Source organism: Actinoplanes octamycinicus, assembly GCF_014205225.1.
GTDB lineage: Bacteria > Actinomycetota > Actinomycetes > Mycobacteriales > Micromonosporaceae > Actinoplanes > Actinoplanes octamycinicus.
Genome location: NZ_JACHNB010000001.1, coordinates 7,911,547 through 7,937,672, shown reverse-complemented (window position 1 = coordinate 7,937,672; position 26,126 = coordinate 7,911,547). Strand labels below are relative to the sequence as shown.

At 72.1% G+C, this 26,126-nt stretch carries 23 protein-coding genes; 12 read left to right on the top strand and 11 right to left on the bottom strand.

What is annotated here, in order from left to right:
* The first annotated feature begins 36 nt into the window (after nucleotides 1-36).
* Nucleotides 37-1,977, top strand: coding sequence for a LysM peptidoglycan-binding domain-containing protein (locus BJY16_RS35885; RefSeq protein WP_185043995.1), 1,941 nt, complete (start codon nucleotides 37-39; stop codon nucleotides 1,975-1,977).
* On the opposite strand, the gene BJY16_RS35880 is transcribed toward BJY16_RS35885, so the two are convergent.
* Nucleotides 1,937-5,767: a PAS domain S-box protein gene (locus tag BJY16_RS35880; protein ID WP_185043994.1), complete on the bottom strand. Its 3,831-nt coding sequence runs from the start codon at nucleotides 5,765-5,767 to the stop codon at nucleotides 1,937-1,939. The genes BJY16_RS35885 and BJY16_RS35880 overlap by 41 nt on opposite strands.
* A gap of 539 nt (nucleotides 5,768-6,306) precedes the next feature.
* On the opposite strand from BJY16_RS35880, the gene BJY16_RS35875 reads away from it, so the two are divergent.
* From BJY16_RS35875 to BJY16_RS35865, 3 genes are read left to right on the top strand one after another with little or no spacing between them, the layout of a single operon-like run.
* Nucleotides 6,307-7,065 (top strand): hypothetical protein, encoded by a 759-nt coding sequence (locus tag BJY16_RS35875; protein WP_203759153.1) that lies wholly within the window; start codon nucleotides 6,307-6,309, stop codon nucleotides 7,063-7,065.
* Nucleotides 7,062-7,673, top strand: coding sequence for a class IV adenylate cyclase (locus BJY16_RS35870; protein ID WP_185043993.1), 612 nt, complete (start codon nucleotides 7,062-7,064; stop codon nucleotides 7,671-7,673). Before BJY16_RS35875 ends, BJY16_RS35870 begins: the two co-directional genes overlap by 4 nt.
* Entirely contained in the window at nucleotides 7,673-7,846 is a 174-nt protein-coding gene (locus BJY16_RS35865; protein WP_185043992.1) for a hypothetical protein, read from the top strand. Before BJY16_RS35870 ends, BJY16_RS35865 begins: the two co-directional genes overlap by 1 nt.
* Before the next feature lie 294 nt (nucleotides 7,847-8,140).
* Here the strand turns inward: BJY16_RS35865 and BJY16_RS35860 are convergent, their stop codons facing one another.
* Nucleotides 8,141-8,584 carry an Lrp/AsnC family transcriptional regulator gene (locus BJY16_RS35860; RefSeq protein ID WP_185043991.1) on the bottom strand — a complete coding sequence of 148 codons (444 nt, stop codon included), beginning with the start codon at nucleotides 8,582-8,584 and terminating at the stop codon, nucleotides 8,141-8,143.
* 71 nt (nucleotides 8,585-8,655) lie between these two features.
* Between BJY16_RS35860 and BJY16_RS35855 the strand changes: the two genes are divergently transcribed.
* Complete coding sequence (locus BJY16_RS35855) at nucleotides 8,656-9,549, top strand: SMP-30/gluconolactonase/LRE family protein (protein WP_239177786.1); 894 nt, start codon at nucleotides 8,656-8,658, stop codon at nucleotides 9,547-9,549.
* A complete protein-coding gene (gene nadE, locus BJY16_RS35850) occupies nucleotides 9,549-10,337 on the top strand; it encodes an NAD(+) synthase (protein ID WP_185043990.1) in 789 nt (262 codons plus the stop codon). The genes BJY16_RS35855 and nadE overlap by 1 nt, the downstream gene beginning before the upstream one ends.
* Nucleotides 10,338-10,371: 34 nt before the next feature.
* Here nadE and BJY16_RS35845 read toward each other — a convergent pair whose 3' ends face one another.
* Nucleotides 10,372-10,968, bottom strand: coding sequence for a CGNR zinc finger domain-containing protein (locus BJY16_RS35845; RefSeq protein WP_221502073.1), 597 nt, complete (start codon nucleotides 10,966-10,968; stop codon nucleotides 10,372-10,374).
* A gap of 46 nt (nucleotides 10,969-11,014) precedes the next feature.
* On the opposite strand from BJY16_RS35845, the gene BJY16_RS35840 reads away from it, so the two are divergent.
* Entirely contained in the window at nucleotides 11,015-11,743 is a 729-nt protein-coding gene (locus tag BJY16_RS35840) for an MBL fold metallo-hydrolase (protein WP_203759152.1), read from the top strand.
* Between the two features lie 86 nt (nucleotides 11,744-11,829).
* On the opposite strand, the gene BJY16_RS35835 is transcribed toward BJY16_RS35840, so the two are convergent.
* Entirely contained in the window at nucleotides 11,830-12,624 is a 795-nt protein-coding gene (locus BJY16_RS35835; RefSeq protein ID WP_185043987.1) for a class I SAM-dependent methyltransferase, read from the bottom strand.
* A gap of 89 nt (nucleotides 12,625-12,713) precedes the next feature.
* Between BJY16_RS35835 and BJY16_RS35830 the strand changes: the two genes are divergently transcribed.
* A complete protein-coding gene (locus BJY16_RS35830) occupies nucleotides 12,714-15,506 on the top strand; it encodes an ATP-binding protein (protein WP_185043986.1) in 2,793 nt (930 codons plus the stop codon).
* A gap of 73 nt (nucleotides 15,507-15,579) precedes the next feature.
* On the opposite strand, the gene sigJ is transcribed toward BJY16_RS35830, so the two are convergent.
* Nucleotides 15,580-16,455: an RNA polymerase sigma factor SigJ gene (gene sigJ, locus BJY16_RS35825; RefSeq protein WP_185043985.1), complete on the bottom strand. Its 876-nt coding sequence runs from the start codon at nucleotides 16,453-16,455 to the stop codon at nucleotides 15,580-15,582.
* Between the two features lie 72 nt (nucleotides 16,456-16,527).
* On the opposite strand from sigJ, the gene BJY16_RS35820 reads away from it, so the two are divergent.
* The 4 genes from BJY16_RS35820 (at nucleotide 16,528) to BJY16_RS35805 (ending at nucleotide 19,338) form a co-directional block, all read left to right on the top strand.
* A complete protein-coding gene (locus BJY16_RS35820; RefSeq protein ID WP_185043984.1) occupies nucleotides 16,528-17,010 on the top strand; it encodes a carboxymuconolactone decarboxylase family protein in 483 nt (160 codons plus the stop codon).
* Between the two features lie 29 nt (nucleotides 17,011-17,039).
* Nucleotides 17,040-18,383, top strand: coding sequence for an SMI1/KNR4 family protein (locus BJY16_RS35815; RefSeq protein WP_185043983.1), 1,344 nt, complete (start codon nucleotides 17,040-17,042; stop codon nucleotides 18,381-18,383).
* A 55-nt stretch (nucleotides 18,384-18,438) separates the two neighbouring features.
* Nucleotides 18,439-18,879 (top strand): hypothetical protein, encoded by a 441-nt coding sequence (locus BJY16_RS47845; RefSeq protein WP_239177784.1) that lies wholly within the window; start codon nucleotides 18,439-18,441, stop codon nucleotides 18,877-18,879.
* 177 nt (nucleotides 18,880-19,056) lie between these two features.
* Complete coding sequence (locus tag BJY16_RS35805) at nucleotides 19,057-19,338, top strand: sulfurtransferase TusA family protein (protein ID WP_203759150.1); 282 nt, start codon at nucleotides 19,057-19,059, stop codon at nucleotides 19,336-19,338.
* Nucleotides 19,339-19,396: 58 nt separating this feature from the next.
* Here BJY16_RS35805 and BJY16_RS35800 read toward each other — a convergent pair whose 3' ends face one another.
* The 6 genes from BJY16_RS35800 to BJY16_RS35775 all read right to left on the bottom strand — a co-directional run bounded on the left by BJY16_RS35800 (nucleotide 19,397) and on the right by BJY16_RS35775 (nucleotide 26,054).
* On the bottom strand, nucleotides 19,397-19,813 hold the full coding sequence (locus BJY16_RS35800; protein ID WP_185043982.1) for a hypothetical protein: 417 nt from the start codon (nucleotides 19,811-19,813) through the stop codon (nucleotides 19,397-19,399).
* Between the two features lie 450 nt (nucleotides 19,814-20,263).
* Nucleotides 20,264-22,900: a DUF4132 domain-containing protein gene (locus tag BJY16_RS35795; protein WP_239177800.1), complete on the bottom strand. Its 2,637-nt coding sequence runs from the start codon at nucleotides 22,898-22,900 to the stop codon at nucleotides 20,264-20,266.
* Between the two features lie 8 nt (nucleotides 22,901-22,908).
* Nucleotides 22,909-23,286, bottom strand: a complete 378-nt coding sequence (locus tag BJY16_RS35790; RefSeq protein WP_185043980.1) for a hypothetical protein — start codon at nucleotides 23,284-23,286, stop codon at nucleotides 22,909-22,911.
* 101 nt (nucleotides 23,287-23,387) lie between these two features.
* Nucleotides 23,388-23,870 carry a hypothetical protein gene (locus tag BJY16_RS35785; RefSeq protein ID WP_185043979.1) on the bottom strand — a complete coding sequence of 161 codons (483 nt, stop codon included), beginning with the start codon at nucleotides 23,868-23,870 and terminating at the stop codon, nucleotides 23,388-23,390.
* 146 nt (nucleotides 23,871-24,016) lie between these two features.
* Nucleotides 24,017-25,078, bottom strand: coding sequence for a hypothetical protein (locus BJY16_RS35780; protein WP_185043978.1), 1,062 nt, complete (start codon nucleotides 25,076-25,078; stop codon nucleotides 24,017-24,019).
* A 127-nt stretch (nucleotides 25,079-25,205) separates the two neighbouring features.
* Complete coding sequence (locus tag BJY16_RS35775) at nucleotides 25,206-26,054, bottom strand: helix-turn-helix transcriptional regulator (RefSeq protein WP_185043977.1); 849 nt, start codon at nucleotides 26,052-26,054, stop codon at nucleotides 25,206-25,208.
* Nucleotides 26,055-26,126: the final 72 nt, after the last annotated feature.

The following is a 26,126-nucleotide window of genomic DNA, read 5'->3' as shown; positions in this document are numbered from 1 at the left end:
TCAATGCGATGACATCAACGGGGAAGGGGAACGGCCATGCCACGTCTCCTGCACGGACGGATGGTCACCGAAGAGGAACTGAACCAGGCCACCGGGGATCTCGCCGAGTTCGCCGCACAGTCACCAGCCCGATTCGCACTCACCAAGCAGACCGACAAACACAGCTTCGACTTCCTGTTCCCGACGCTGCAGGACGACGACGCGAACCTGTTGCCGCAGACCGCGACCATGCCCGAGCTGCTGAAGAAGCTTGGGGCCAGCATGGTCGACGCCGACGTGGCCGGGCAGGACAGCCCGATCCCGGCGGCATACACCTATCTCGGCCAGTTCATCGACCACGACATCACGCTGGAGTCCGGCTCCGCGACGATCGCCCAGCTGCTCGCCGACACGCTGACCCCGCTGTCGCTCGCCGACATCCGCGGCGCGGTCCGCAACATCCGGACCGGCAACCTCGACCTGGACAGCGTCTACGGCTCGCCGGCGCCGCGCGACCCGAAGAACCCGGCGAAGATGAAGCTGGGCACCGTCACCACGCTGGCCAACAACACGCAGCCGCCGTTCAAGCGGCCGCCGGGCAAGGGCGACGACAACGACCTGCCGCGCGAGGCGCCCGCCCCCGGCAACATCGAGCACGACCGGGCGGCGCTGATCGGCGACCCGCGCAACGACGAGAACCTGATCGTCGCCCAGCTGCACGTCGCCTTCCTCAAGGCACACAACGCCCTGGTCAGCCAGGGTCTGTCGTTCAACGACGCGAGCCGGACCCTGCGCCAGCACTACCAGCACATCGTGGTGCACGACTTCCTCAAACGGATCGCCGAACCGGCCGTCGTCGACGACATCGTCAGCCACGGCAACCGGTGGTTCAACCCGGCGGCCGAGCCGTTCCGGATGCCGCTGGAGTTCTCCTTCGCCGGCTACCGGATCGGGCACACGATGGTCCGCGCCGCCTACAACTTCAACCTCAACTTCAACCTGCACGGCGGCGTGCCGGCCACGCTGGGGCTGCTGTTCACCTTCACCGCGCTCAGCGGCGAGGTGGGCGGACCGGGCAACAAGTCGGTCCCGGAGAACTGGATCATCGAGTGGGAGAACGTGATCGGCACCGGGCCGAACGTGTCGAACGCCCGCCGGCTGGACACCAACATCGCCACCAAGGACGACGAGGCGCTGTTCGGGCTGCGCACGCTGACCGGGGACACCGAGACCCCGCCGGACGCGGCCCGGCTGCCGGTGCGCAACCTGCTGCGCGGCTACCTGATGCGGCTGCCCACCGGCCAGGCCGTGGCCCAACTGCTCGACCTGCCGGTGCTCAGCAAGGACGAGATCATCGCCGCGGTCGGACCCGCCCAGGCCGCCGCGGTGACCGCCGGCGGCTTCGAGTCGCGCACCCCGCTCTGGTACTACGTGCTGGCCGAAGCCGCGCACTTCCACAACGGGCAGCGGCTCGGCCCGGTCGGCAGCACCCTGGTCGCCGAGGTGCTGATCGGCCTGGTCCGGCGCAGCCAGGACTCGATCCTGCGGCAGGCCGGGTGGAAACCGCATCTGCCGTCCGCCAAGGCCGGCACCTTCGAACTGGCCGACCTGCTGCGCTTCGCCGGGGTGCTGGGCGGCACGGTGACACCGCCGCGGACCTACAAGGTGAAGAAGGGCGACACGCTCGCCGGGATCGCCAAGTCGCAGCTCGGCAACGCCGACCGGTGGCCGCAGATCTACCTGCTGAACCGGGCGACAATCCGCAACCCGAACCAGATCTTCCCCGGCCAGGTGCTGCACCTGCCGCCGAAGACGCCGGTCGGGACGATCCCGAAGCTCTACACGGTCAAGAAGGGCGACAGCCTGACCAGCATCGCGAAGGCCCAGCTCGGCAACGCGAACCGGTGGCCGGAGATCTTCAAGCTGAACCGGGACGTGATCGCCGACCCGGACCGGATCATCCCGGGCCAGATCCTGGTGCTTCCAGCGAAAGGATGAACCGGGAGCCGCCGGCCGGGTTCGGCTCGTGCCGGATGTCGCCGTGGTTGGCCTGGGCTAGGCCGCGCACGATGTAAAGGCCCAGGCCGGTGCCCTTGACCGCGGCGGCGTCCCGGTCGGCGCGGGCCAGCCGCTCGAAGAGACGGTCCCGGAACTCCTCCGGGACACCGGGACCGTCGTCCTCCACGGTGATCTCCACGAGCCCGGCCGCCGCAGACACCCGGACCGCGGTCGCGCCGCCACCGTACTTGCGGGCGTTGGACAGCAGGTTCACCAGGATCTGCTGCAGGTGCCCGGGGTGGCAGAGCAGCGCGGCGTCCGGGCCCTCGACCGGGATCGACTCGGCGCCGTCGACCGCCCACAGCGCCCGGCCGATCTCCTCGCGCGCGTGCAGCAGCCGCCGATCCGCGCGGATCGTGCCGGTCTCGATGGTGACCATGGCCAGCACCTCCTGGACGATCTCGTCCAGCGTGCCGGCCTGCCGGGCGATCGCGTCGATGGCCCGCCCCCGGCGCTCGTCGGAGAGCGCCGGCCAGTCGTCGGTGAGGATCTCCGCGTTGCCGCGGATCGAGGTCAGCGGGTTGCCGATCTCGTGCCCGAGCATCCCGATGATGTCGAGCTTGAGCTGGTTGGCGGCCTCCAGCTGGACGTTGCGCTCGGCCAGCGCGGCCGCGGCGGCATCCCGGGCCTGCTCGGCGCCGCGCCGCGCGGTGATGTCGGTGAGCACCCCGATCAGCAGCTTCGGGTGCCCGGCCGGGTCGCGGACCAGCGAGATCGTCGACTCGACCGGCACCCAGTGGCCGTCGGCGTGCGCGATCCGCGCCTCCGTGGTGTACGACTCGCTCTCCCCGGCGAACAGGCCGGCCAGCAGCCGCCGGTGCGCCACCAGATCATCCGGGTGCACCAGGTCGTGGTCGTGCAGCCCGGGCAGCTCCTCGGGCGACCGGCCGATCATCGCGGCGTAGGCCCGGTTCACGCTGATCACCATGCCGTCCAGCGTCGAGATCACCTGGCCGACGCCGGTGTTGGCGAACTGGGCGCGCAACCGCTCCTCGCTCTCCGCCAGGGCCTGCTCCGCGGCCCGGGCCGCGGTCACGTCCGAGTTCACCTCGAGGACCTGCGCGTTGTCCGGATCCGGGTGGTGCAGCACCTGACGGCTCAGGACATTGACGGTACGGCCGTCCGCGGTGATGTGATCCAGGTGACCGTTCCAGTAGCCGTCGCGGCGCAGCGACTCCTCCTGCTCGGCGGCGCCTCCCTCGTACGGGAAAGTGGTGTGCAGCAACCGGTGCGCGGACTTGCCGGCGGCGGCTGCCAGCGGCCAGCCGTACAGGCGCGTGGCGCCGTCGTTCCACCAGCGGATCGTGCCGTCCAGATCCCGGACGATCACGGCGGCCGGGATCAGCTCGAAGAGCCGGGCCGAACGGCGCAGCTGGGCGTCCGCCTCGCGGGCCGCGGTGACATCCTCGACCTGGACCACCGCGTACTGTGCCCGGCCGTGCTCGTCGCGGACCACCGCGACGCGCAGCGTGACCCAGATCAGGTGGCCGTCCTTGTGCAGGTAGCGCCGCTCCAGGCTGACCGCGTCCAGCTCACCGGCGACGAACCGGCGGGCGTAATCGTGGGTGCTCGCCAAGTCGTCCGGGTACGTCAGGTCGGCGAAGGTCATCCCGGCCAGCTCCTGCGGGGTGTACCCGGTGATCGTGGTCATCGCCGGGCTGGCCTGCAGATAACGCCCGAAGTCCGCCGGTCGCAGACTGCACAGGGTGAGCCCGAGCGGCGAGTTGTCGAAGGTCAGCCGGAACCGCTGCTCGCTGATCGACAGCTCGGCCAGTGCCCGGGTCCGCTCCGCGAGCAGCTCGGCGTTGCGGGTGGCGTCGTCGGCGTGCTGCAGGGCCGCGCTCAGACTGTCGGCGAGCAGGGCGAGCTGCTGCTCATCGGTGTCGTCGAAGACGTTCGCGGCGCCGGCCGACACCTTCAGCACGCCGATCACGTCGTTCTCCGCGTGCAGCGGCGCGATCAGCATGGCGCCGATCCCCAGCCGCTCGCACATGCTCTGGTTGACCCGAGGGTCGTGGCCGGTGTCCGGGCAGTGCGCCGGGGCGTCGGTGGCCAGCGCGATCCCGCTCAGTGACCCGGTCCGCGGGATCCGGGTGCCGGTGAAGGCGGACAGTGTCCCGGCGGTCGCCACATAGGCCAGCTGGTCGCCCTCGACCAGCTCGACGGCGGCCCCGTCGGCGGCCGGGAAGAGCTCGACGGCCCGGTCCGCGACCGCCCGCACCGCCGACTCGCGGTCGGTGGCGGCGGCGGTGACCGCCCGCTGCACGGCGAGCGTCCCGCGCAGCCGGCGCACCTCCCGGTCGGCGGCCTCCTCGGCAGCCCGCCCCGCGGCCCGCTCGGCGGTGACGTCGAGCAGTTGCACCACCGCGGTCGCCGGCCCCTGCTCATCAGTGATCACCGACGTGTGCGCGACCACGGTGATCGCCGTCCCGTCCTTCCGCCGCAGCGTCAGCTCCCGCTGCCCCCGGGTCCGTTCCCCGGAAGCCATGAGGCCCAGCCCCCGCTCCAGCTCCGCGGCCTGCTCCCACTCCCGCCTCTGGGCCGCCGCGTGCCCGCTGTCCTGTTCCGCCGCGTGCCCGGTGTCTTGTTCCGTCGCGTGCCCGCTGTCTTGTTCGGCCGCATGTCCGCTGTCTTGTTCGGCCGCGTGCCCGCTCTCCTGTCCCGCAGCCTGTCCGCTCTCTCGTGTCGCCGCGTGCCCGTGTGCTTGTCCCTCGGCTGATCCATGCTTTTGTGCCGCGAGTCCGCGCTGCAGTTCGGCGAAGTGCATGCCGAGCACCTCCGCGTCGGTGAAGCCGAACAGCCGGCAGAACGCCGGATTGGCCAGCACGATCCGCCCGCGCTTCTCATCCCGCAGCCCGAGCACGATCCGAGCGATCGGGCTGTTGTCCGCCACCTCGGCGAACTGCCGCTCACTGCGTTCCAGACGCTGCTGGGCGGCCGCGATCATCTCCTGACTGCGGCGCTCCGCGGTCACGTCGGCAAGCTGGGCGAGCAGCTGCAGCGGCGCGCCGACCTCCGACCTGAGCGGGGTGACGGTCAACCGGCACCAGATGACCTGCCCGTCCTTGCACAGGTACCGCACATGCCCGTCGAACCCGGCGGCCGCCCCGCTCGCCAGGTCCCGCAGCATCGCCACGCAGGCGGCCCGGTCATCCGGATGGGTGACCGCGCTGAGGCTGAGCCCGGTCAACTCCGCCCCGGTGTACCCGAGCAACGCCGCAACCGCCGGATTCACCCGCAGCCAGGCCCCGTCGGTGTTCAGCACCGCCATCCCGATCGGGGAGGAGTCCACCAGCGTCCGGAACCGCGCCTCACTCTCCGCGAGCGCCAGTTGGCTGCTGCTCTCCACCACCTCAGCCACCAGGAACGGCCGCCCGGCCTGATCCCGCACCATCACGTTCTGGCTGACCACCCAGACCCGTGACCCGTCCCGCCGGACCAGCACGCGCTCCATCGCGACCACGGTCCGCTCCCCACGAACCATCGCCTCGAAGGCCGCCATCACCGGCCCAAGCCCGTCCTCGTCCAGCAGAACCAGGCAGGACTCCCCGATCAACTCCTCCGCTGCATACCCCACCAACTCACAGAAAGCGTCGTTGACGGTGATGAACCGCCCGTACTCCTCCGGTTCCAGGCTGAGCACAAGCTTGGGCACCGGACTACGCCCAAACGCGTGCGCGAGCAGCTCCAGCGACTGCCCATCCAGCCGCTCCCGGAACCCGACACTCATATCGAACCCATCGGCACCTCCCCGGAAACCGTGAGCGCCTCCCACATTTCCCGCCCCGCGCCGGAGCCGCCCAGGCCCCGCCCGCGCCCGAGCCACCCAGGTCCCGCCGCACCGTGCGGTCCGCCCACGTTTCGCCGCGCGCCCCGATCAGCCCACGTCCCGCCGCGCGCCGCTGTCCGGTCGCGTTTCGCCGCGCGCCCGGTCCGGTCGAGTTCCGATCCCGGTCCGGCCACGTTGCGGTCGCCTCTAGTTCGCGTCTCCGCTCCAGGAGGCGTCTCTGGTTGCGTCTCCCTTCCACGGACCCGCCTTGGTCCAGGGGCCGCGTCGGTCGGTCGCGGTTGTGTCCCGACTCCAGGCCACCTCCTGATCGTGCGCTCCTGAGCGGCTGCGGGCACAAGAACGCATTTAACTAAGTCGACCCGGCCTTCCTGATTTCCACGTCGCAAGCTGCAAGAAATTCGTGAATTAGATGTTGTAACCTCAGCCACCCGTCAGGGATATTCATCCACCCGGCAGTTTCAGGCTGCACCGACGAGGTGGTGGCTCGCCAGAACTCGCGGATCGTGCCGCTGACCGACCTTGACCCGCGGATCTGCGCGGTGATCAGCGCACCCATCGGACTGTTCCGCGAAGTCCAACGCCACTACCTCACCTTCCGCGACCACGTGTGGCGTTCCGGCTTGCTCGGCTTCACCCCCGTGCTCGACGGCGACCAGGCAGACGACTGGGTCGACCTGCACGCCGGCCACAAACGGGTGCACTTTCAGATCGGCGGCGAGGTGGACTGGCTTCCCCAACCGCAGACGATGATGCTGGCCGCGATGAGCGAGCCCTATCGCGACCACCGCACCATCGACAGCGACATCTTCGACTCCACCACCGAAGTGGCGCTGCTGGCATTTTTGAACGCCGTCACCGTCGGGGATGCCGCCTGCCGGACGGCGTGGGAGGCGTGGCTGCTCCGGGAAGGCCGTGAGACCTACGCGTACATGACTGCCGACCAGTTGCTCACGGCGTTCGTCGTGCATTCAGCGGGAGCCGACTGCGATACCGTTTTGATGCCCGTCATGGCCGGCGACGTCGGCCGGGTCGACCGGCACTACTACAACCGGTTCTTGGCCAAGCAACTCGCCAATCCGCTGCGAGACGCGAAACAGCTGGTGTTGTTCTGTAACGTGCCGCGCAGCGACACGGACACCCTGCGCAACGGCCTCGGTGTGCTGGCCGAGCGGTGCAGCAAACCGAACCTGGCCCGCACGTACACGGCCATCACCAAGGGAGACAACGCTGCGCTATGAGCCTGATCGAGGTCGAACGCAAACGAGCACTGACCGATGTCGCTGCCCTGACGAAGCGTATGACAGCGCAGGGCTACCAGCAGACGGGTACCAGCGTCGAGGTCGACACCTACTACAGCCGGCCCGACATCGACTTCATGGTCACCGTCGAATGCCTGCGAGTCCGGCAACGAGACGGATTCGCTGAGATCACCTACAAGCCCGCCTCCACCAGCAGCACGCGCTCAACGTCGGGCGTGATCGCCAAACGCGAAACCAACGTCGTCCTCGCGGGGCAGGAACAGGCCATCGCGGCCGAAGAACTGATGGCTGCTCTCGGCATGGTCCGGCTGTGCAGGGTGGAGAAGACCCGCACGACGTTCCGCCATCCCGGCCGTGACAGTGTGACGGTTTCCATCGATCGCCTCGCCGGCGTGGGAGCATTCGCGGAGACCGAGGTCATGGCCATCGACAAGGACGCCGCCGCGACGCTGCTCAGTCAAGTAGAACGACACCTGGGACTCATCGACCACACGATGGTTGATCTGCCCTACCGTGATCTGGTGCTTGAGCATGAACGTGCCGCGTGCGCAGCACCAGACCGTACCCGGGTGCTGAAATTTCGGTAATGCGTCCCATACCGGCGCAACGTTCATACGACGCCTCCGGATACCTGCACATCTCGCATGCCTTCCTCACCGCGACGTCGAACGTGTGCGGCAAGGGCGAGCTCGATGTGGCCTTCACCCTGGCCGGCGCCCGGTATCTCGTCGAGGCCAAGTCGCCGCCAGGCCCGCGATGACGTCATCGCGTTCCGGGATCGTGTGCGGGATCTTGCGAGCCCGCAACGAACGTCGGTTCCTCGCCGCGAGGGGAGTGGTGCTGGCCTCGGCAATGCCGCGAGGAAAGTGCCGCTGGCCCCGGGAATGCGGGGAGGAAAGTGGCGGATCGGGCCGCCAGCTGGTCTTGACGGGTGTCTCGGGGCGTTCGAGACGGCCGCAAGGGTCAGCGCGCCGTGGGCCGCGCCACGGTCCGGTGGCGGGGCGGCCTGGCGCACTGACCACGCACGGGGAGGCAAGTCGTACAGGAAAATGGTTTAAATGATGTTGATCGGGCGCTCGAAGAAGGTCTCCAGGACGACCACGGTCTGGGTGCCGGTGACGCCGTCGACGGCGTAGATCTCGCGGAGCGCGGCCTGGAGCTGCTCCGTCGTGGCGGTGCGGATCTTGACGAGCAGTGACGACGTGCCGGCGACCACGTGTGCCTCCTGGATCGCCGGGATGGCGAGCAGTGCCTCCCGGGTCGGCGCGTCGCCCATCCAGGCGTTCGCGTCGATCATCACGTAGGCCGAGACGCCCCGGTCGACGGCGGCCGGATCGATCTCCACCGTGGTCCGGCGGATCACGCCGCGGTCCCGCAGCTTGCGCACCCGGTCGTGCGCCGACGCCGCGGACAGGCCGACGGCGCGGCCGAGCTCCGCATACGACCGGGTGGCGTCCTCCTGCAACTGCCCGAGCAGCTGCCGATCGATGTCGTCCATCCGCGCTCCTGATGAAATTCGGCGTTTCTTGCGCTTGACCTTACCAAGTTAGGCAGTACTAGGGTGATGCCATGATCCCTACGGATTTCCGGATGCTCGACGACCGCTTCCGCTACCTCGACGGCGACTTCTTCGTCGAGCGGCTGCACACCGGCGACCGCAAGACCGAGGGTCCCGCATGGTTCCCAGCCGGGCGCTACCTGGTCTGGAGCGACATCCCCAACAACCGGCTGATGCGCTGGGACGAGACCACCGGCGCGGTCGGGGTCTTCCGCGCCGACTCCGGTCACGCCAACGGCAACACCGTCGACCGGCAGGGCCGCCTGATCACCTGCGAGCAGGGCAACCGCCGGGTCACCCGCACCGAGCACCACGGGACGATCACCGTGCTCGCCGACTCCTACCAGGGCAAACGACTGAACAGTCCGAACGACGTGGTGGTCCGCTCGGACGGCACCGTCTGGTTCACCGACCCGTCCTACGGGATCGACAGCGACTACGAGGGGCATCGCGGCGTCAACGAGTTCGGCGGGGCCTGCCACGTCTTCCGGCTCGACCCGGCCACCGGCGACCTGCGGATCGTCGCCGACGACTTCAGCCGGCCGAACGGGCTGGCCTTCTCTCCCGACGAGCAGCGTCTCTACATCGCCGACACCCGGCAGGAGCCCAGCCACCTGCGCGTCTTCGACGTCCTCGGGGACGGCACGCTGGCCGGCGGGGAGATCTTCGCGACCTGTGACCACGGCCGGTTCGACGGGCTGCGCGCCGACTCGGAGGGCCGGATCTGGGCGGCGGCGTGGGACGGCGTGCACTGCTTCGCCACCGATGGCACGCTGATCGGGAAGCTGCTGTTACCGGAGTCGGTCGCCAACCTCACGTTCGGCGGCCCGGCTCTGAACCACCTGTACATCACCGCGGGGACCTCGATATACGCCCTGCGGGTGACCTTCAACGGAGCCCGCTGATGATCGCTCAGGAATTGCACGTCGCCGCCGACTTCGACGCCGAGCGCGAGATCGAACGCCGGGTCGCGTTCCTCGCCGACGCGCTGACCAGCACCGGCACCCGGGCGCTGGTTCTCGGGATCAGCGGCGGCGTCGACTCGTCCACCGCCGGCCGGCTCTGCCAACTGGCTGTCGGCCGCGTGCCGGGTGCCGAGTTCATCGCGATGCGTCTCCCTTATGGGGTGCAGCACGACGAGCACGACGCGCAGGCGGCGCTCGCCTTCATCCAGCCGGACCGAGTGCTGACCGTGGACGTCAAGCCGGCCGCCGACGCCGCGCTGCAGTCGCTGCTCGCCGGCGGGCTGACCACCCGGGACGAGGCCGAGCAGGACTTCATCCTGGGCAACATCAAGGCTCGCGAGCGGATGATCGCGCAGTACGCGGTCGCCTCCGCCGTCCGCGGCCTGGTGATCGGCACGGATCACGCGGCGGAGGCGCTGACCGGTTTCTTCACCAAGCACGGCGACGGGGCGGCGGACCTGGTCCCGCTGGAGGGCCTGACGAAGCGGCGGGTCCGGGCGGTGGCGGCGGCTCTGGGTGCGCCGGATTCGCTGGTGAAGAAGATGCCGACGGCGGACCTGGAGACGTTGCGGCCGGGGATCGCGGATGAGGAGGTCCTCGGCTTCTCCTACGACCAGATCGACGACTACCTGGAGGGCAAGGGCGTCCCGCCGGAGGTCGCCGCGGCCATCGAGCAGCGCTTCCAGCAGACCGCCCACAAGCGCCACCTTCCGCGCGGCCCGCACTGACCAGGCACGGAGCCTTTAGTCGTACAAATTTGATTTATTGGGTTCTCCGGGCGTAGGCGCGGGCGGCTCGGGCGCGGTCGCCGCAGCGGATCGAGCACCACTGGCGGCGGCCGCTGCGCAGCAGGAAGCGCACGCACGGATGCGAGTCGCAGGCTGCGAGCCGCGAGGCGTCCGCGCTGGTCAGCAGGTCGGCGACGTCGGCGGCGAGCACCCCGAGCGCCCGGTCGACGACCTGGTCGGTGGGGTGCGGCGTCGCCCGGTGCAGGCCGCGCGAGGCGTCCCAGCGCAGCTCGGCGGCGGTCGGCACCCGGGTCATCGCCGCGTTGACCGCCGCGAGCGCCTCCGGCGGCGGCGCGACCTCACCGACGTACGCCGTGAACAGCTCCCGGATCTGCGACCGCAGTGCGCGCAGCCGCCCCGCGCAGACCTCGTGCAGCACCGCGTCGGCCGGCGCGAGTCCGCGATCGATCAGCCACCGGCCGGCCGCCGCCGGACTGTCCAGCAAGTCGAGTGGCGGCTGCCCGGGCACGGCGAGCCGGCTGTTGGCCAGGTCGAGGCCGGGATGCAGGTCCGCTCCGGGTGCCGCGTCGATCACGATCCTCACGGTACTGCTTGCTTTTATCCGTGACAAACGTCTAGCCTCACGGATGACAGCACATCTATCCGTGAGGTTGACGATGATCTCTGTGCAGACGTTCGGTGGACCGACCGCCCTCTTCGAGTACGGTGGCCTGCGCTTTCTCACCGACCCCACGTTCGACGAGCCGGGCGACTACGTCTCCCCGAGCGGCACCACACTGACCAAGCTCGCCCCGTCAGCGGGGAAGCCGGACGAACTGGGCCCGATCGACGCGGTCCTGCTCTCCCACGACCAGCACGCCGACAACCTGGACGACTCCGGCCGTGCCCTGCTCGCCGAGGTGCCGCTGACCCTGACCACCCCGGACGGCGCGCAGCGGCTCGGCGGCACCGCCCGCGGCCTGGCCCCGTGGGAGTCGATCACGCTGGGCGCGGTGACGGTGACCGCCGTCCCGGCCCGGCACGGCCCGGAGGGCTGCGAGCCGATCACCGGCGAGGTGACCGGTTTTGTTCTCACCAGCGACGACCAGCCGCCGGTCTACGTCAGCGGCGACAACGCGTCGCTGGAGCGGGTCGAGGAGATCGCCGCCAAGTTCGGCCCGGTCGGCACCGCGCTGATCTTCGCGGGCGCGGTGCGCACCGGCCTGTTCGACGGCGCGCTGCTCACCCTGGACAGCGCGCAGGCCGCCGAGGCGGCCCGGATCCTCGGCGCCCAGCAGATCGTGCTGGTGCACTTCAACAGCTGGGCGCACTTCACCGAGGGGCACGACGCGCTAGTCGAGGCGTTCACCGCGGCCGGGCTGGCGGACCGCGTCCAGCTCGACTGACCCCGCGGCGGCTGGGTGCTGGCCGCGTTGTTGGTGACCACCCGCCCGGTCCGCGCGAAGTCGAAGTGCGCGGACCCGTGCCACGCTCATTTCTTCTTCCAGGCGCCGTTGAGCAGCGGCAGCAGCACCGACCGGTCCGGGTGCGCGGCGGTCTCGGCGTGCAGGATCTCGATCGACCGCTCCGCCTCCGCCGGGGTGACCAGGTCGTTGGCGTAGGCGACCGGCAGCAGGCTGCGGTAGACGCTCTCCAGGATCGGGGTCCCGGCCGCCACCGGGATCAGCCGGCCGGCCACGTCGGTGCCGTCCGGCGCGCCGATCCCGGCCCGCGCCATGATATGCGGCAGCCGGGTGCCGGCCCGCACGTCACATCCGGCCGCGCCGAACGCCTGGAGCACCACGGCGGTCATCCGCTCGCCGATCTCCAGCGGCGGCATCACCCCGACCGTACGCAGGTCGTAGTCCTGCACCAGCAGGTGCCCGCCGGGCGCGACCGCCTGCCACAGCCGGCGCAGCGCGGCCACCTGATCCGGCGTGTGGAACAGCAGCAACCGGGCGTAGACCAGGTCGTAGGGACCGCCCGGGATCGGCTCGTCCTTGGTGACGTCGTGGATCAGCACCCGGCAGCCGGTGTACGACTCGGCAGCCGCCGCCATCCCGGTGTCCAGGTCGAGCCCGGTCACCGTGCCGTGCGGGCCGACCCGATCCTTGAGCCCGCGCATCGTCTCGCCCGGCCCGCACCCGGCGTCCAGGCAGCGGGCCCCGGCGCCGACGCCGAGGCGGTCGAGCAGCCGGGCGGTGTCCGGCTCCCAGAGCCGGGCCTGCGCCCGGACCCGTTCATATTCCTCGGGCGTGCGGCCCAAGGCGTACTCGGTGGTTTCCATGTCCTGATCCTGCGGATTTCCACGATGCGTTGAATCGTGGATCCGACCACGAGGTTTCCTGTGTCGGCACCACGACGTACGGTCGGCGGATGCCGCGCGTGTTACTGCAACGCGATGCGGAGCTGGCGATGCTCGACCACCGGCTCGCCCAGGTGCGCTCCGGCACCGGCGCCGTGATCGTCGTGGAAGGCCCGGCCGGGATCGGCAAGTCCAGCCTGCTGGCCGCGGCCGGCACCGACGCGTCCGCCGCCGGCCTGCGGGTGCTGTCCGCGTGGGGCGGCCCGCTGGACCGCGACGCCGGCTGGGGGATCGCCCGGCAGCTGTTCGCCCCGCTGCGGCAGAGCCCGGAGTGGGACACCCTCGCGGTCGGCGCGGCCGCCCCGGCCCGCCGGGCGCTCGACGGCGACGCCGCCACCCACGCGCCGACCGGCGACGCCATGCACGCCGCCGCGCACGGGCTCACCTGGCTGACCTGCGGACTCGCCGCCCGGGCCGCCACCCTGCTGCTGGTCGACGACGTGCACTGGGCGGACGCGCCGTCGCTGCGCTGGCTCGGCCAGCTCACCCGGCGGCTGGCCGGGCTGCCGCTCGGCATCCTGTGCGCGGTCCGCTCCGGCGAGCCGCCCGCCGAACCCGACCTGCTCGCCGAGCTACTCGCCGCGGCCGGGGCGCCGGTGCGGCCCAGCCCGCTGGAACCGGACACCGTGCGGGCCATCGTCCAGGACCGGCTGCCGGCCGCCGGCCCGGCGTTCGCCGGAGCCTGCCACGCCGCCACCGCCGGCAACCCGTTCCTGCTCGGCGCGCTGCTCGACCACCTGGTCGCGGAACGGGTGACGCCGACCGACGACGTCGCGGCCGGGCTCAGCGGCTTCGGCCCGGAGCAGGTGGCCCGGGCGGTCGACCGGCAGCTGGCCCGGCTGCCGGCCGGGACCGCCGAGCTGGCCCGGGCGTTCGCCGTGCTCGGCCGCGGGACACCGCTGCGGCACGCCCGCGACCTGGCCGACCTGGACCACCCGCGGGCCTGCCGGCTGGCCGACCGGCTGCGCGACGCCGGGCTGATCCAGGGCGGCGCGGACGGCTACGCGTTGGTGCACCCGCTGGTCGAGGCGGCCCTCTACACCGGGCTGCCGGCCGGCGAGCGGGCGCTGTGGCACGCCCGGGCGGCGCGGATGCTGGAGCGGGAACGGGCCGACCCGGAGACGGTGGCGCTGCACCTGCTGCGGACCGAACCGGCCGGCGAGCCGGCGACGATCACCGCGCTGCGCACCGCCGCCGACCGGGCCTGGCGGCGCGGCGCCCCGCAGAGCGCCGCCACCTTCCTGCGGCGGGCGCTGGCCGAGCCGCCGATCGCCACCCACGACGAGGCGGAGCTGCTCGGCCGGCTCGGCCTGGTCACCGCCGAGCAGGAGAAACCGCACGCGTACGACCTGCTCGCCGACGCGGTCGGGCTGGCCACCGACCCGGATCAGCGGGCCCGGCTCGGGCTGGCCGGCACCCGCGCTCTCGGCATGGCCGGATATCCCGAGGAGGCGTTGAAGCTGTCCCGCGCGGTGCTGGACCGCGGCGCCGGCGCCGACCCGGAGCTGCTCGAACGGCTGGAGGGCGAGCTGGTCTGCAACGCCTGGCTGGACGCCGACGAGGTGGCCGACGCCCGGGACCGGACCGAGCGGGCCGGCCGGTTGCCGCTGTGGCAGGTGCACCGCGCCCACCGGGCGATCTGCGACGGCCGCCCGGCCGCCGAGGCGACCGCGGCCCTGCGCGCCGTGCTGGACGCGGACACCGACTCGCTGCTCGCCACGTTCCTCAAGTTCGACCTGGTGGTGGTGGAGGAACTGGACACCGTCCGGGCGCTCTGCGACGCGCTGATCGACGTGGCCCGGCCGCGCGGCTGGATGACCGCTCTCGCGCACGGCAGTTTCATCCGGGCGCACGCGCTGGTGCAGCTCGGCCGGGTCCGGGAGGCGGTCACCGACGCCCGGTTCGCCTTCGAGTTCAAACTGGCGAACCCGCCCGCGCCGGGCCTGGTGTGGACGCTGTTCCCGCTGCTGGAGGCGCTGGTCGAGGCGGACGAGCTGGACGCGGCCGAGGCGGCGCTGGCGTCGGCCGGCCGGTTCGGGGCGGGCGAGGCGGTGCCCGGCAAGCTGCGCACCGCCATGCTGCTGGAGCGCCGGGCCCGGCTGTGGCTGGCCCGGCACCGGGCGGCCGACGCGCACCGGGATCTGCTCGCGGCGGCCGAGACGTGGCGGGCGCTGGACGTCCACAACCCGGCCTTCGCCTGCTGGCGGGTCGATGACAGCACGGCCCTGGCCGCGCTGGGCGACCTGACCGCGGCCCGCCGCCTCGCCGAGGAACACCTGGACCTGGCCGCCCGGGTCGGCCTGCCCGGCGCGCGGGGCGCCGGCCTGCGCGCGCTGGCCCACACGGTGTCCCCGGCCGACGCGGTCCCGCTGCTCACCCAGGCCGCGCACCTGCTGGCCGGCTCCCCGGCCCGGCTGGAACACGCCCGGGTCCTGGTCGAACTCGGCGCCGCGCTGCGCCGCGCCAACCAGCGCGCGGCCGCCCGCGACCCGCTGGTCCGGGCGCTGGACCTGGCCGACCGCGGCGGCATGCGGCTGATCGCGTCCCGCGCCCGGCAGGAGCTGCTGGCGGCCGGCGGGCGGCCGCGGCGCAGCGTGTCGACCGGTCCGGGTGCGCTCACCCCGGCCGAACACCGGGTGGCGGTGCTGGCCGCGCTCGGGCACAGCAACCGGGAGATCGCCGACCAGCTCTATGTAACCCGCCGCACGGTGGAGACCCACCTGACCCACATCTTCCAGAAGCTGTCGGTGAGCAACCGCGCCCAGCTGGCCACGTCGCTGCCCCTGCCCGAACCGATCGGCTGAGCCGCGGTCGGCGCCAAGGTGTGCCGCTTCGCCGGCCACCTGTCCGGCGTGGTGCCGGCCAACCTGGTGCCGATCAGATCCAGGGGCGCAGCTTCTCCGGGTTGCGGACCGCCCAGATGCGGGTGATGCGCGGGCCGTCGACCTCGAAGGCGATCACGCCGGTGGTGACGCCGTCGTGCTGGGTGATCAGGCCGGGCTCGCCGTTGACGGCGCCCTCCACCAGGCGCAGGCCCGGCACGCGCTCGGCTAGCGCCACCGCGAAGCGGGCCACCTGCTCGCGGCCCTCGATCGGGTGCAGCGCCGCGGTGACCAGGCCGCCGCCGTCCGCGACCACCGTGGCGTCCGGGTCGAGCAGGCCGACCAGCGCCTCGATGTTCTTGGCCTCCCAGGCCAGCTTGAAGTCGCGGACCACCCGGGCCTGCTCGGCGGCCTTCCCGGCGGCGATCCCAGCGGCCGGTGCGGCGGCCGGACGGGCGGCGGCGACCCGGCGGCGGGCCGACGACGCCAGCTGGCGGCAGGCCGCCGCACTGCGGCCGGTCACCTCGGCCACCTCGGCGAACGCGAAGCGGAACACGTCGTGCAGGACGAACGCCACCCGCTCGGCCGGGGTCATCGCGTCCAGCACCACCAGGAACGCCATGCTGACCGACTCGTCCAGGGTGATCCGGTCGGCCGGGTCGGCGCCGTCCGGCTCCGGCACCGGCTCCGGGATCCACTCGCCGACATAGCGCTCCCGGCGGACCCGGGCCGAGCGCAGCTGGTCCAGGCAGATCCGGCTGGCCACCTTGGTCAGCCAGGCGCCGGGCACGTCGATCGCCGCCTGATCCGCTGCGGACATGGCAAACCAGCGCGCGTACGTCTCCTGCACCACGTCCTCGGCGTCGGCCAGGGAACCGAGCAGGCGGTAGGCGACGTTGATCAGCTGGCCGCGTTCGTTCTCCGGGTTCATGACAACCCGACGAGGCAGCGGGGCGGAACGTGAGGGCCTGACATTCTCGCGTGCTGCGTCGTCGGGGACAGCATGGAGACCACATCGCGCCTGCCCGACCCCGCCGCCTTCTTCCCGGAGCTGGGCGGGTGGGCGGCCAGTCTGACCAAGGCCACGCTCAACGGGACGATCCCGCCGGCCACCATCGGGCTCGTGCACCTGCGGGTGGGGCAGCTCGTCGGCAACACGTATCACACCGTGCGTCAGACCGGGATGCTGCGCAAGGCCGGGGAGAGCCCGGACCGGATCACCGCGGTGGCGTCGTGGCGGGACGCGCCGTACTTCACCGACGCCGAGCGGATCGCGTTGGAGCTGGCCGAGGCGGTGCTCACGCCGAATCCGTCCGGGGAACGGGTGCCGGACGAGCTGTACCTGCGGGCCACCCGGCACTACGACGACCAGGCACTGTGGACGCTGACCCTGGTCATCGCCCAGATGATGTTCTTCGTGCCGGTGGCGCTGATCGCCAAGCCGATCCCGGGAGCGCCGCTCGGCAAGAACTACCGGACCGAGTAGGCCGGGACCACGTCGGGGATACTGCGTCGGTGTCTTCGATCGCTGACTTGACGACGTGGGAACCGTTGCTGCGGGTGGTGCGGGCGGCCAACGTGGAGGCCCTCGCCGCGCCGGGCGGCTACCTGGCCGGCGCCATCGGGCAGGGCTCGTGGAGTGTGCCGGTGCCGCGGCGGACGCCGCCACCCGGACAGGCCATGCAGGTCGAGGACATGCAGGACGAGTGGGACGCGGTGCAGCGGGTCCGCGACGTGCTCGCCGCCGAGGGCCTGGACCGGATCGCCTTCGTCGTGGAGCGGACGGCGCTGCACCTGATCACCTTCGGTCCGGCCGTCGAGCACGGCCTGGGCGCGCACCCGGGCGCGCTGATCCTGGACGAGGACGCCGTTCCGGCACCGTGGCGGCGGCTGCCGGAGCCGGTCCCCGGGGTGACGGCGGCGCCGTCCGCGGACCCGGCACTGCTGGAGCACACCCTGCGGGAGCGGCTGCCGGAGGCGGTCGGCGCCACCGAGGAGGAGATCGCCGAGGCCGAGGCCCGTCTCGGCGTCGCGCTGCCGGCCGAACTCAAGGCGATCTACCGGGTGATCCGGGGGCGCTGGGCGGACTTCGACGGCGACTACGAGGCGATGGCAGCCGCCGGCGAGGCGCTCGGCGTCGAGCTGTACCCGCTCGACGGGCTGCGGGTGATGTCCGCGGCGGCCCGGCCGGCGCCGTGGAGCGCGGCCGCGATGACCGCGGTGCGCACGCCGCCCGGCGCCGCGGTGCAGGGGCTGGCCGGGTCGCCCGGCTGGATCGCCTTCGCCGGCAACGGCGGCGGCGACGAGTTCACCATCGACCTGACACCCGGGCCGGGCGGCCACCTCGGCCAGGTGATCATGCTGGACCACGAGCAGTACGCCGGGGCCGGCCTGGTCGCCGACAGCCTCACCGACCTGATCGTGCACGGCCGGAAGCGCCCGGACGCGTTCGGCCGGGCGGACGAGGCGCCGCTGGTGGCCTACGTCAACGCGCGGAGCGTGCGCAGCGTCGAGGCGGCGGCCCACCCCGACCTGGAAGTGCTGAGCATCGGTGTCTGGGAGGAGGCGCCGGTCAGCCTGGCGCCGGTGCTGGGGCTGCCGCGGCTGCGGACGCTGAGCGCCTACCCGGGGACGCTCGCCGACCCGCGCGAGATCGGGTCGCTGACCGACCTGGAGTATCTCGAACTCGGGCCCGCGGAGTGGCGCACGCTGCTGGACGCCGGGGCCGTTCCGGGTGGCCTGGCCGCGGCCGAGATCGTGGTGCACGGCGAGCGCCATCCGTTCACCACGATGGACCTGGCGAACGAGCTGCTCGCCCTCCGGGACCGCCCGCTGATCACCCGGGTGACGCTGGAATGACCGCCCCTCGGCTGCCGGGGCGGCGCACCTCCGCCGGGCCAGGTCCGGTGCCGCGGTGAACCTCGACGAGCTGCTGCCCCGGGAGCGGACGCCGGTCCACTATCGGGACGTGGTCGCGGATCCGCGGCTCGACCGGGAAGGGTTGCGGGAGTTGGCTCGCAGCCCGTACCCGTTCGTGCGGTCCGCGGTGGTCACCTGCCCGCGGGCCGACGCGGCGACGCTGGCCGCGGTGCCCGTCGACGACCTGGACCGGTGGACGCGCAACAGCGTGCTGCGCGACCTGGCCCGGCACCCGAACGCCGACCGCCCGCTCCTGCTGACCGTGCTGGGGCGGACCAGGGCCCTGCTCGAAGACCTCGACAGCCGCCCGTACGCCGCGGTCCTGGAACTGGCCGCCCGCCCGGAGCTGACCGACGCCGAGATCCGCGCCCTGATCGAGATGCCCGGCGCCTCCCGCCGCGTCCGCACCGCCGCCCGCCGCCTCCGCGCGTCGTGACGCCCGCTCCACCCGCCCACGCCGCCGATCCGCTCGCGCCGCATCTTCTGCGCCGACGCTTCCACCGCTATTTCCTTTCAGCGCCGCCGGCCCGGCTCGGGTGCGTACGGGCGGGGGAGCCGGCATGGGTCGGTTGCGCGTTCGGGATGATCTAACGGAATCGGAGGGAGTGGTCAGGTGGATGCCCAGGTGAGCCCGGTCGTGCTGGACGGCGGCGACCGGCGTTGCGTGGTGTTGCTGATCGAGCTGCGGAAGCTGATCGCCACCCTGCCGCCCGGCGCCCTGGTCCACCTGATCGCCACCGACCCGGCCGCGCCCCTGGACCTGCCCGCCTGGTGCCACCTCACCGGCCACAGCTACCTCGGTCCGGTCCCCGGCGACCGCCCCACCTACGCCGTCGAGGTCACCCCGGACGCCACCCCCACGGACGCCAAGCACCCCTGGCGCCCCACGCCCTGACCCGCCACGTCTGGCGCCCCGCAGTGGTGAAGCGGTCTCGGGGACCAGCGTTGATCCGTCACCTGAGGCTTTGGTCCACCCACAGCTCGACGGCCTGCCAGAAGTCGGCCGCGGCCTGGAGTTGCCGGCTGCGCTCCGGGTTGCTGCTGTCCGGGCGGGCTGTGGCGACCACGGCCTGCATCTTGCGGTTCTCCACCAGGCGGACGCCGTAGCTGCGGGCGTACGACCGCAGGAAGATGATCTGCGTGCGGTTGAGTGTCTCGGTCGCCTGCGGCTGGGGGACACCGCCCACCCGTTCCACGACGGCGTCGGTCGGCGCGTCCGCCCCGCTATGCGCCTGGGCCTCGCCGAGCGATTCCAGCCATGCCTTGAATCGGCTGGAGAAGTCGTTCTGCGCCTCCTCAAGAGCCCGCTGGTCGACCACTTGCTGCTGTTGCGGCACCTGCGCTGACTTGCGCTTAACGAAGAGAGGCATGCTCCACCCTTTCGCCCGTCGCGGCGGCCCAGGCGCGGTGCCGAGCCGCCACGATCCGTTCCGACTGTGGTGGCGCCTCCGGCGCGGTGCCGAGCCGCCACGATTCGCTGCGACCGTGATGGCGCCTGCGGCGCGGGTGCCGAGCCGCCACGACCTGCTTCGGTCGTCGCGGCCTCTCCGGCGCGAGTGCGGAGCCGCCACGATCCGCTGGGCCGACCATAGGCCGCGCCGCGCCGCCGGAGATCGCCCTCGGGGCGGGACGTCGCATCGAACCGTGCCGACTTCCGCCACGATCGGCGAGCGTCGATGCCGGGCCGGACTAATCATTCCGGATGCTGTGTCCGGGCCAGGCACTCCAGCCAGGGCTGCCCGGAGCGAGGCGGGATGTCCGAGCGGGGCGCTTCAATCAGGCTCGTTCGCGGCGAGACGGCGCCTCCGAGGCGAGACGCTTCAGCTGGGGCTGGCAGGGGCGAGGTGCTGCAGCTGGGTCAGGATCGACTTGTCGGTGATCTTCTCGTCCTCGTTCAGCAGCAGGATCTTGCTGAGGATGACGCTGGTCATCCGGTCCTCGTCGGCGAACGGCAGGAACAGCCGGCGGTGCGCACTCGCCCCGAACCCGGCCGGCACCACACACAGGTAACCGGCCGGCTCCACGTGGATGCTGCCGCTGGTCAGATGCACTCGGTAGGTGGCGCGGCTGCCCCGGACCACCGCTGAGCCGCCGTCGATCGTCACCCGGGTCAGGCCCAGGTCGGAGATCAGCGCGGCGAGCAGCTGCGCCCGGGACGCTGCCTGCGCGGGCGATTCGTGGGCTCGCACGCCGGTCCCGGCGACCGAGACCGCCAGATCGAGATCGCGCATCACCTCGGAGAACACCACCGGTGGAACATCTTCCAGCGCCATCGGCCAGTTGTCCCGCAGGAAGCAGAGCGCCCCGAACTCGACCTCGGCCAACCCGAAATACCCGTGCATGTCGCATCGCAGCGCCGCGGTCAACCCGTCGCCGGCCGGGCGGACCGCGCCGTAGTCGTCATACTCGCCGTTCAGCGTCCACCCGCGCGCGGAGAGAAGCTGCCCGGCGACCTTCCCGGCCACCACGTGCCCGGCGAACCGGTACGACAAGTCGACCGACTCCCGCTCCGCCGGGGTCAGCACATAGACCTCGCGAAAAAGCTGCTTCACCGGCTGCCGCAGCCGCCGCCGGACAACCTCCGCCTGCCACCAGGCAAGCCCACGGTCGACGTCGCCCGATCTGCGGTCGTCGTGGGGCCGGAGAGTGGGTGCGGGTGGTGAGGCGGTCGGTGCCCAGCCGGTGTGGGATTGCGGGGTGTTCGGAAGCTGGCGGCCGGGCGGAGGAGGCGCGGCGCCGGCGGTCGGGGCGAGCAGCTCGACCGGGTGGACCGCGGTGATCGGGCCCGTCGGGTCGAGCTGATCGAGCAGGCCGATCGTGCCGGACCGGTCGCGCCAGAGCAGGCCCGGCAGCATCGCCGCGCCTGCCGGGAGTGAGCGGAGACGGCCCAGCTCCTCCGGCTGCAGCGTGCCGCCGGTGGCGACCAGGCGCTCCAGCAGGCCGGTCCGCATCCGCCGGGCCTGGTCCCGCAGCCGCTCCTGATGCGCGCGCAACTCCTGATAGGACGGCTCGGCGCGGACCGCCGCGGGCACCGACCTCAGCTCCTTGCCGGACCGGCTGACCGCCAGCACCGGGTCGGCGCCGTCGAACCGCAGCTCCAGCCGGTAATCCCCGGCCCGCGCCGCCGTCGGCGTCTCGCTGACCAGGCGGGCCTCGCAGTCCCACTCCAGGCGGCTCGGGTCCGGGAAGCCGGCCACCTGGGCCAGGTGATCCAGCGCGACGTCGATCGCGGCGGCGTGCGAATGCTTCCGGTTCGGCCCGAGCTTGGCCCCCTTTTTCGCCGACTCGCGCAACGCCAGGTAGCGGTCGAGCACCGTCTCGCCCTCGGCCAGCGGGAGCATGCCGAAGGCGGCGATGCCCCGCAACGCGTTGTTCTTGACGCGTTTCAGCACGGCGGCCCGATTGTCGCCGAGGGCGGCGGAGACCACCTCGTTCGGCTCCAGCTCCAGGAACCGGCGGGTGGCGTCCGGGCCGGACTGGTCGACCGCGGCCAGGATCGCGGCACGGTCGTGGCGGACCGCCTCGTGGCCCTCCGGCATCGCCCGGATCAGCCGGACCAGCCGCGCGGACCGGTCCAGCCCGGTCAGCGGAGCCAGCGCGTCGGCGTCCCCGGCGGCCAGCCGCCACTGGTAGACCCGCTGCCGGTCCGCGAGCGGCCGGTCACGGAGCAGGTCGAGCAGGCGGGCTCGCTCGGCCTCGGTGAGCTCGGCGGCGCCGAGGACGCGGGCGATCGCCGGATCGCCGGACCAGGTCATCGCCAGCTCGACGAAGCGCAGCCCGCGCGGGCCCGGCCGGTCCGGCACCTTGTACCGATCGACCGGGATCGGGCCGGTGACCAGCCGCCAGGTCAGCTCGTCGAGGTGGTCGCGGATCGCCGCGGTGAACGGTGTCGGCGGGTCGGTGACCAGCCCGTACCCGAAATACTCGTCGATGACGTGCGCGCGGTCGACCAGGCGGCTGTCCAACCGCCCGTGGTCGTGCAGGGTCGCCAGGATCCGGACCAGCAGGTCGCGCGAACGCGGGGCGCCGAACCGGTCGAGCACCAGCGCGCGCAGCAGGCGCAGGTCGACGACCGCGAGCGCCTGCTCGGCCACCTGGTCCAGGTCCACCCGGCCGTAGTGGTCGCGGCCCAGCACCGCGGCGAGCAGCTCCTTGCGCCGGGCCGACGGCCACGGCGCGGTGAGCAGCCCGGCGACGTCGCCCGGGTCGCCGATCGGGAACGCGGCGTCGTAGATCGTGTCCAGCTCGGCGAGGACGGTGCCGATGCTCCACTCGAGGTCGCCGATCCACAGGCGGTCGACCTGCTCGACACGGATCCGGATCTCGTCGGCGACGGCCCACAGCGCGCTCGGGTCACCGGCCCGGCCGGCGGCTCGCGCCCGATCGGCCAGGCGGCGCAGGTCCTCGCGGGCCTCCTCGACGACCCCGTGGTGCTCGGGCCCGATCAGCGGTCGCATCTCCACGGTCAGCCACCGGCCAGGGCGACCAGCCGCAGGAACGTGACCGGCTCACCGATCCGCACGACGACCTCCGCGTCGAGCCCGGTGATCTGGCGGCCGCCCGCGAAGAGGGTGAACTGGCCGTGCTCGAAGGCCCGCTGCGCCCGCAGCACCTCGGCCTCGACGTCCAAGGCGCGCGCCGGATCGGCGACGTCGCAGGGATAGTGCTGGTCGAGCACCCGCAGGCAGTGTGCCGCGTCGGCGCGCAGGAGACGGACCTGCTCCTCGACCGCGCGCCGGATCAGCTCACCCGCCGTCGTCCGCTCCGCGGCCAGCCGGACCAGCACGGCGGGCAGCTCGCCGGACCGACCGGTGATCCGGGCACGCACCTCGATGTCGACCATGCGGCGACACTAGGGGAGCGGTACGACAGAAATCAGGCAGGCCGGGGATCGCTGAGGACGGCCCCCGGCCCGTCAGGGGAATGCTCGGACTGCGGACCCGCTCAGTTGACCTTGCCGTCGGTGGCCGAGGTGCTGTCGCTGGTCGCGCCGGTCTCGCCGGTGTCCTTGCTGGCCTTGGTGATGCTCGCCTTGACCGCGTCGGTGTCCTGGCAGGCCGTCCGCACCTTCAGGATCGACGAGCTGACCTCGGCGACCAGCACCGCCTCGTCCGGGTTGCCGGCCGCGGCCTGCGCCTTGGCCAGGCTGGCGGCGAGCACGTCGGTGGCGGCCGTGATGATGGTGCTCTTCGAGGTGCTGCCCACGGCGACGATGTCCTTGGCGGTGGCCAGGTCCAGGTCGCGGCCGTCCTCGCCCTTGGTGGCCTGCTCCGCGAGGGTGCAGGCGGCGGCGGTGCCCTTGTCGAGGCCGGCCACGTTGGCCGCTCCGCCCGCGGTGGCGACAGGAGCGTTGTCATCGGTCTTAGCGCAGCCGGTGATCGCCAGGAGGGTGCACGTGGCGACAGCTGCGATGGTGGATCCACGCATGGTGCGGGAGGCTACCGGCCGACGGTTGCGGTTTCCGGTGTGGGGTAGCGCAGTGTGATGCACCGTACGTCCGATCTGCCCTGGCTGAAACGGCGCACCGCATAGTTATGCGCCGATCGCGATCACACTCCGTGGTTGCAATGCGACTACCCTACGAAACGGCGGGTCAACCGGCCTTTGATCCGGGTGACCAGGTTCCGGTGGGCGCGCTCGTGCAACCCGTCGGCGTACCCGATCATCCCGATCAGCGCCTCGATCGCCGCCTCGAGCATCTGCGAGTCGGTCACCACATCCGGGGAAACCGTTTCCGTCATCCCCGCCGGGCGCAATTCGTCGAGATCCCCGACCACGTGGCAGGGATATTCCTCGAGTTCCTTGATGCGCTGCTCGGTCAGATCCAGGATCCAGCCGGCCCGCTCCATCCCGATGCCGAATCGCAGCTCGTTGCTCCCCTGCTTGAGCACCGGACCGACGAGATGCTGCAAGACATTCCTCCGGTACGGCGTGCGGTACGGAAAACGGTCCCCGAGTTGCCGGTTGAGCCGCCGCAGCAGCTCGATCTCGACCGCCCCGAGCGACCGGTTGGCCGGCTCCTCGACGATCTCGCAGAGCCCCTCCGGAATGCCGGTCACCCCGGCGAACCGTTCCCACAGCAGCAGGTGCGGCGCGCCGGGCGGCGGCACCGTGATCAGATGGCGGCGCTCGGCCGGCACCTGATCGCCCCAGTGCCGCAGCATCCGGTTCGCGGTGTGGTTCCAGAAGGCGTCGTTCTTGCCCCGCTCGATGGCGCTGAGGAAGGTCTCGAAACTGCCGACGCTGCGCGACTTGACGTTCTCCTGCCACATCGACGGCAGCGTCCGCCACAGGTCCCGGCCGACCACGATCACGTGCACCTCGGCCGGCGCCAGGCTGTGCACCGCCCGGGCGGCCTGCGCGGCGGTCGCCCCGCCCAGCCCCTCGTTCGTGATGATCACGTCACCGGGCCACTTGGCGGCCTGCTCGACCAGCATGTCCCAGGTCCAGGTGGCGTCCGGGTCCCGCCAGGGCACCTGGCGCAGGTCGGTCATCGCCTGGTCCTGATCGGCGCGGGTGGCCGGCAGCAGGATGCCGGCGCGCCGGAGCCTCTCCCGGTTGCGCCACAGCACGTTCTGCACGAAGGTGCTGCCGGTCTTCGGCGCCCCGACGTGAACGAAGACGCGTCTGCTCATGGTTCTCCTGCCCCCGATCCGGCCCATCAGGGTGGCACAGGAATGGTCCGGCGCAAACGGCCGTACCGCATTCATGATCCTTTTTTCCGAGACGGTTCCTGCCGTTAACCCGGGCGCTTTCCGGAATTCAGATCGCGGCCAGCCGGAAACGGCTGTGCCGGGTGATCAGCTCGCGCAGTTTCCGCTCGTCGGCCGGACCGGCCGGGGTGATCGTGAACAGGTACTGGTCGGCGCCGTCCCGGCTGCCCAGCACGTCGTAGCAGACGGTCAGCGGCCCGGCCTCCGGGTGCTGGATCCGCTTGCGGCCGTGGGTGCGCTCGGCGACCGTCTGGTCGCGCCACCAGTCGGCGAAGTCGGCGCTGGACCGGCGCAGCTCGTCGATCACCTCCCGCAGGCGGCCGTCGCCGGGGTGCCGGGCCAGGTTGGCGCGCAGGTTGCCGACCATCTCCCGGGCGATCCGCGGCCAGTCCAGCTGGCTGTCGCGCATCCGGTCGTCGAGGAACAGCGCGCGGGCGGTGTTCGCCGTGAGCCCGGTGCCGAACCCCGGCCCGAACAGGGCGGCCGCGGCCGGGTTCGCGGCCAGCACGTCGAACCGGAAGTCCACCACGTACGCCGGCAGCAGCGGCATCCCGTCCAGCACCGCCCGCAGCGACGCCCGGACCGGCGCCGGCTCGTGCCGCATGGCCGGCGCCTCGCCCCGGGCGATCAGGTGCAGGTGCCGGCGCTGCGCCTCGGACAGTCGCAGCGCCGCCGCCAGCGAGTCCAGCACGGTCGCCCCGGCCACCCCGACCCGGCCCTGCTCCAGCCGGGTGTACCACTCGACACTGACCGCGGCGAGCTGGGCGACCTCCTGCCGGCGCAGTCCCGGGGTCCGCCGCCGTGGTCCGGCCGGCAGCCCGACGTCCGCCGGGGTCAGCTGCTCGCGCCGGGCTCGCAGGAACCCGGCCAGCTCGACCCGTCGTTCACCCACCGTCATGGCGTCCATCCTCGGCCGGTGGGCCGCTGATGTCGACGGCTGATCCTGGTACTCGGAACACCAGGATCGGGA

Coding starts and splice junctions, on each gene's coding strand:
- BJY16_RS35885 (WP_185043995.1), top strand. CDS start 37: ATGCCACGTCTCCTGCACGGACGGATGGTCACCGAAGAGGAACTGAAC.
- BJY16_RS35880 (WP_185043994.1), bottom strand. CDS start 5,767: ATGAGTGTCGGGTTCCGGGAGCGGCTGGATGGGCAGTCGCTGGAGCTG.
- BJY16_RS35870 (WP_185043993.1), top strand. CDS start 7,062: ATGAGCCTGATCGAGGTCGAACGCAAACGAGCACTGACCGATGTCGCT.
- BJY16_RS35865 (WP_185043992.1), top strand. CDS start 7,673: ATGCGTCCCATACCGGCGCAACGTTCATACGACGCCTCCGGATACCTG.
- BJY16_RS35860 (WP_185043991.1), bottom strand. CDS start 8,584: ATGGACGACATCGATCGGCAGCTGCTCGGGCAGTTGCAGGAGGACGCC.
- BJY16_RS35855 (WP_239177786.1), top strand. CDS start 8,656: ATGATCCCTACGGATTTCCGGATGCTCGACGACCGCTTCCGCTACCTC.
- nadE (WP_185043990.1), top strand. CDS start 9,549: ATGATCGCTCAGGAATTGCACGTCGCCGCCGACTTCGACGCCGAGCGC.
- BJY16_RS35840 (WP_203759152.1), top strand. CDS start 11,015: ATGATCTCTGTGCAGACGTTCGGTGGACCGACCGCCCTCTTCGAGTAC.
- BJY16_RS35835 (WP_185043987.1), bottom strand. CDS start 12,624: ATGGAAACCACCGAGTACGCCTTGGGCCGCACGCCCGAGGAATATGAA.
- BJY16_RS35830 (WP_185043986.1), top strand. CDS start 12,714: ATGCCGCGCGTGTTACTGCAACGCGATGCGGAGCTGGCGATGCTCGAC.
- sigJ (WP_185043985.1), bottom strand. CDS start 16,455: ATGAACCCGGAGAACGAACGCGGCCAGCTGATCAACGTCGCCTACCGC.
- BJY16_RS35820 (WP_185043984.1), top strand. CDS start 16,528: ATGGAGACCACATCGCGCCTGCCCGACCCCGCCGCCTTCTTCCCGGAG.
- BJY16_RS35800 (WP_185043982.1), bottom strand. CDS start 19,813: ATGCCTCTCTTCGTTAAGCGCAAGTCAGCGCAGGTGCCGCAACAGCAG.
- BJY16_RS35795 (WP_239177800.1), bottom strand. CDS start 22,900: ATGCGACCGCTGATCGGGCCCGAGCACCACGGGGTCGTCGAGGAGGCC.
- BJY16_RS35790 (WP_185043980.1), bottom strand. CDS start 23,286: ATGGTCGACATCGAGGTGCGTGCCCGGATCACCGGTCGGTCCGGCGAG.
- BJY16_RS35785 (WP_185043979.1), bottom strand. CDS start 23,870: ATGCGTGGATCCACCATCGCAGCTGTCGCCACGTGCACCCTCCTGGCG.
- BJY16_RS35780 (WP_185043978.1), bottom strand. CDS start 25,078: ATGAGCAGACGCGTCTTCGTTCACGTCGGGGCGCCGAAGACCGGCAGC.
- BJY16_RS35775 (WP_185043977.1), bottom strand. CDS start 26,054: ATGACGGTGGGTGAACGACGGGTCGAGCTGGCCGGGTTCCTGCGAGCC.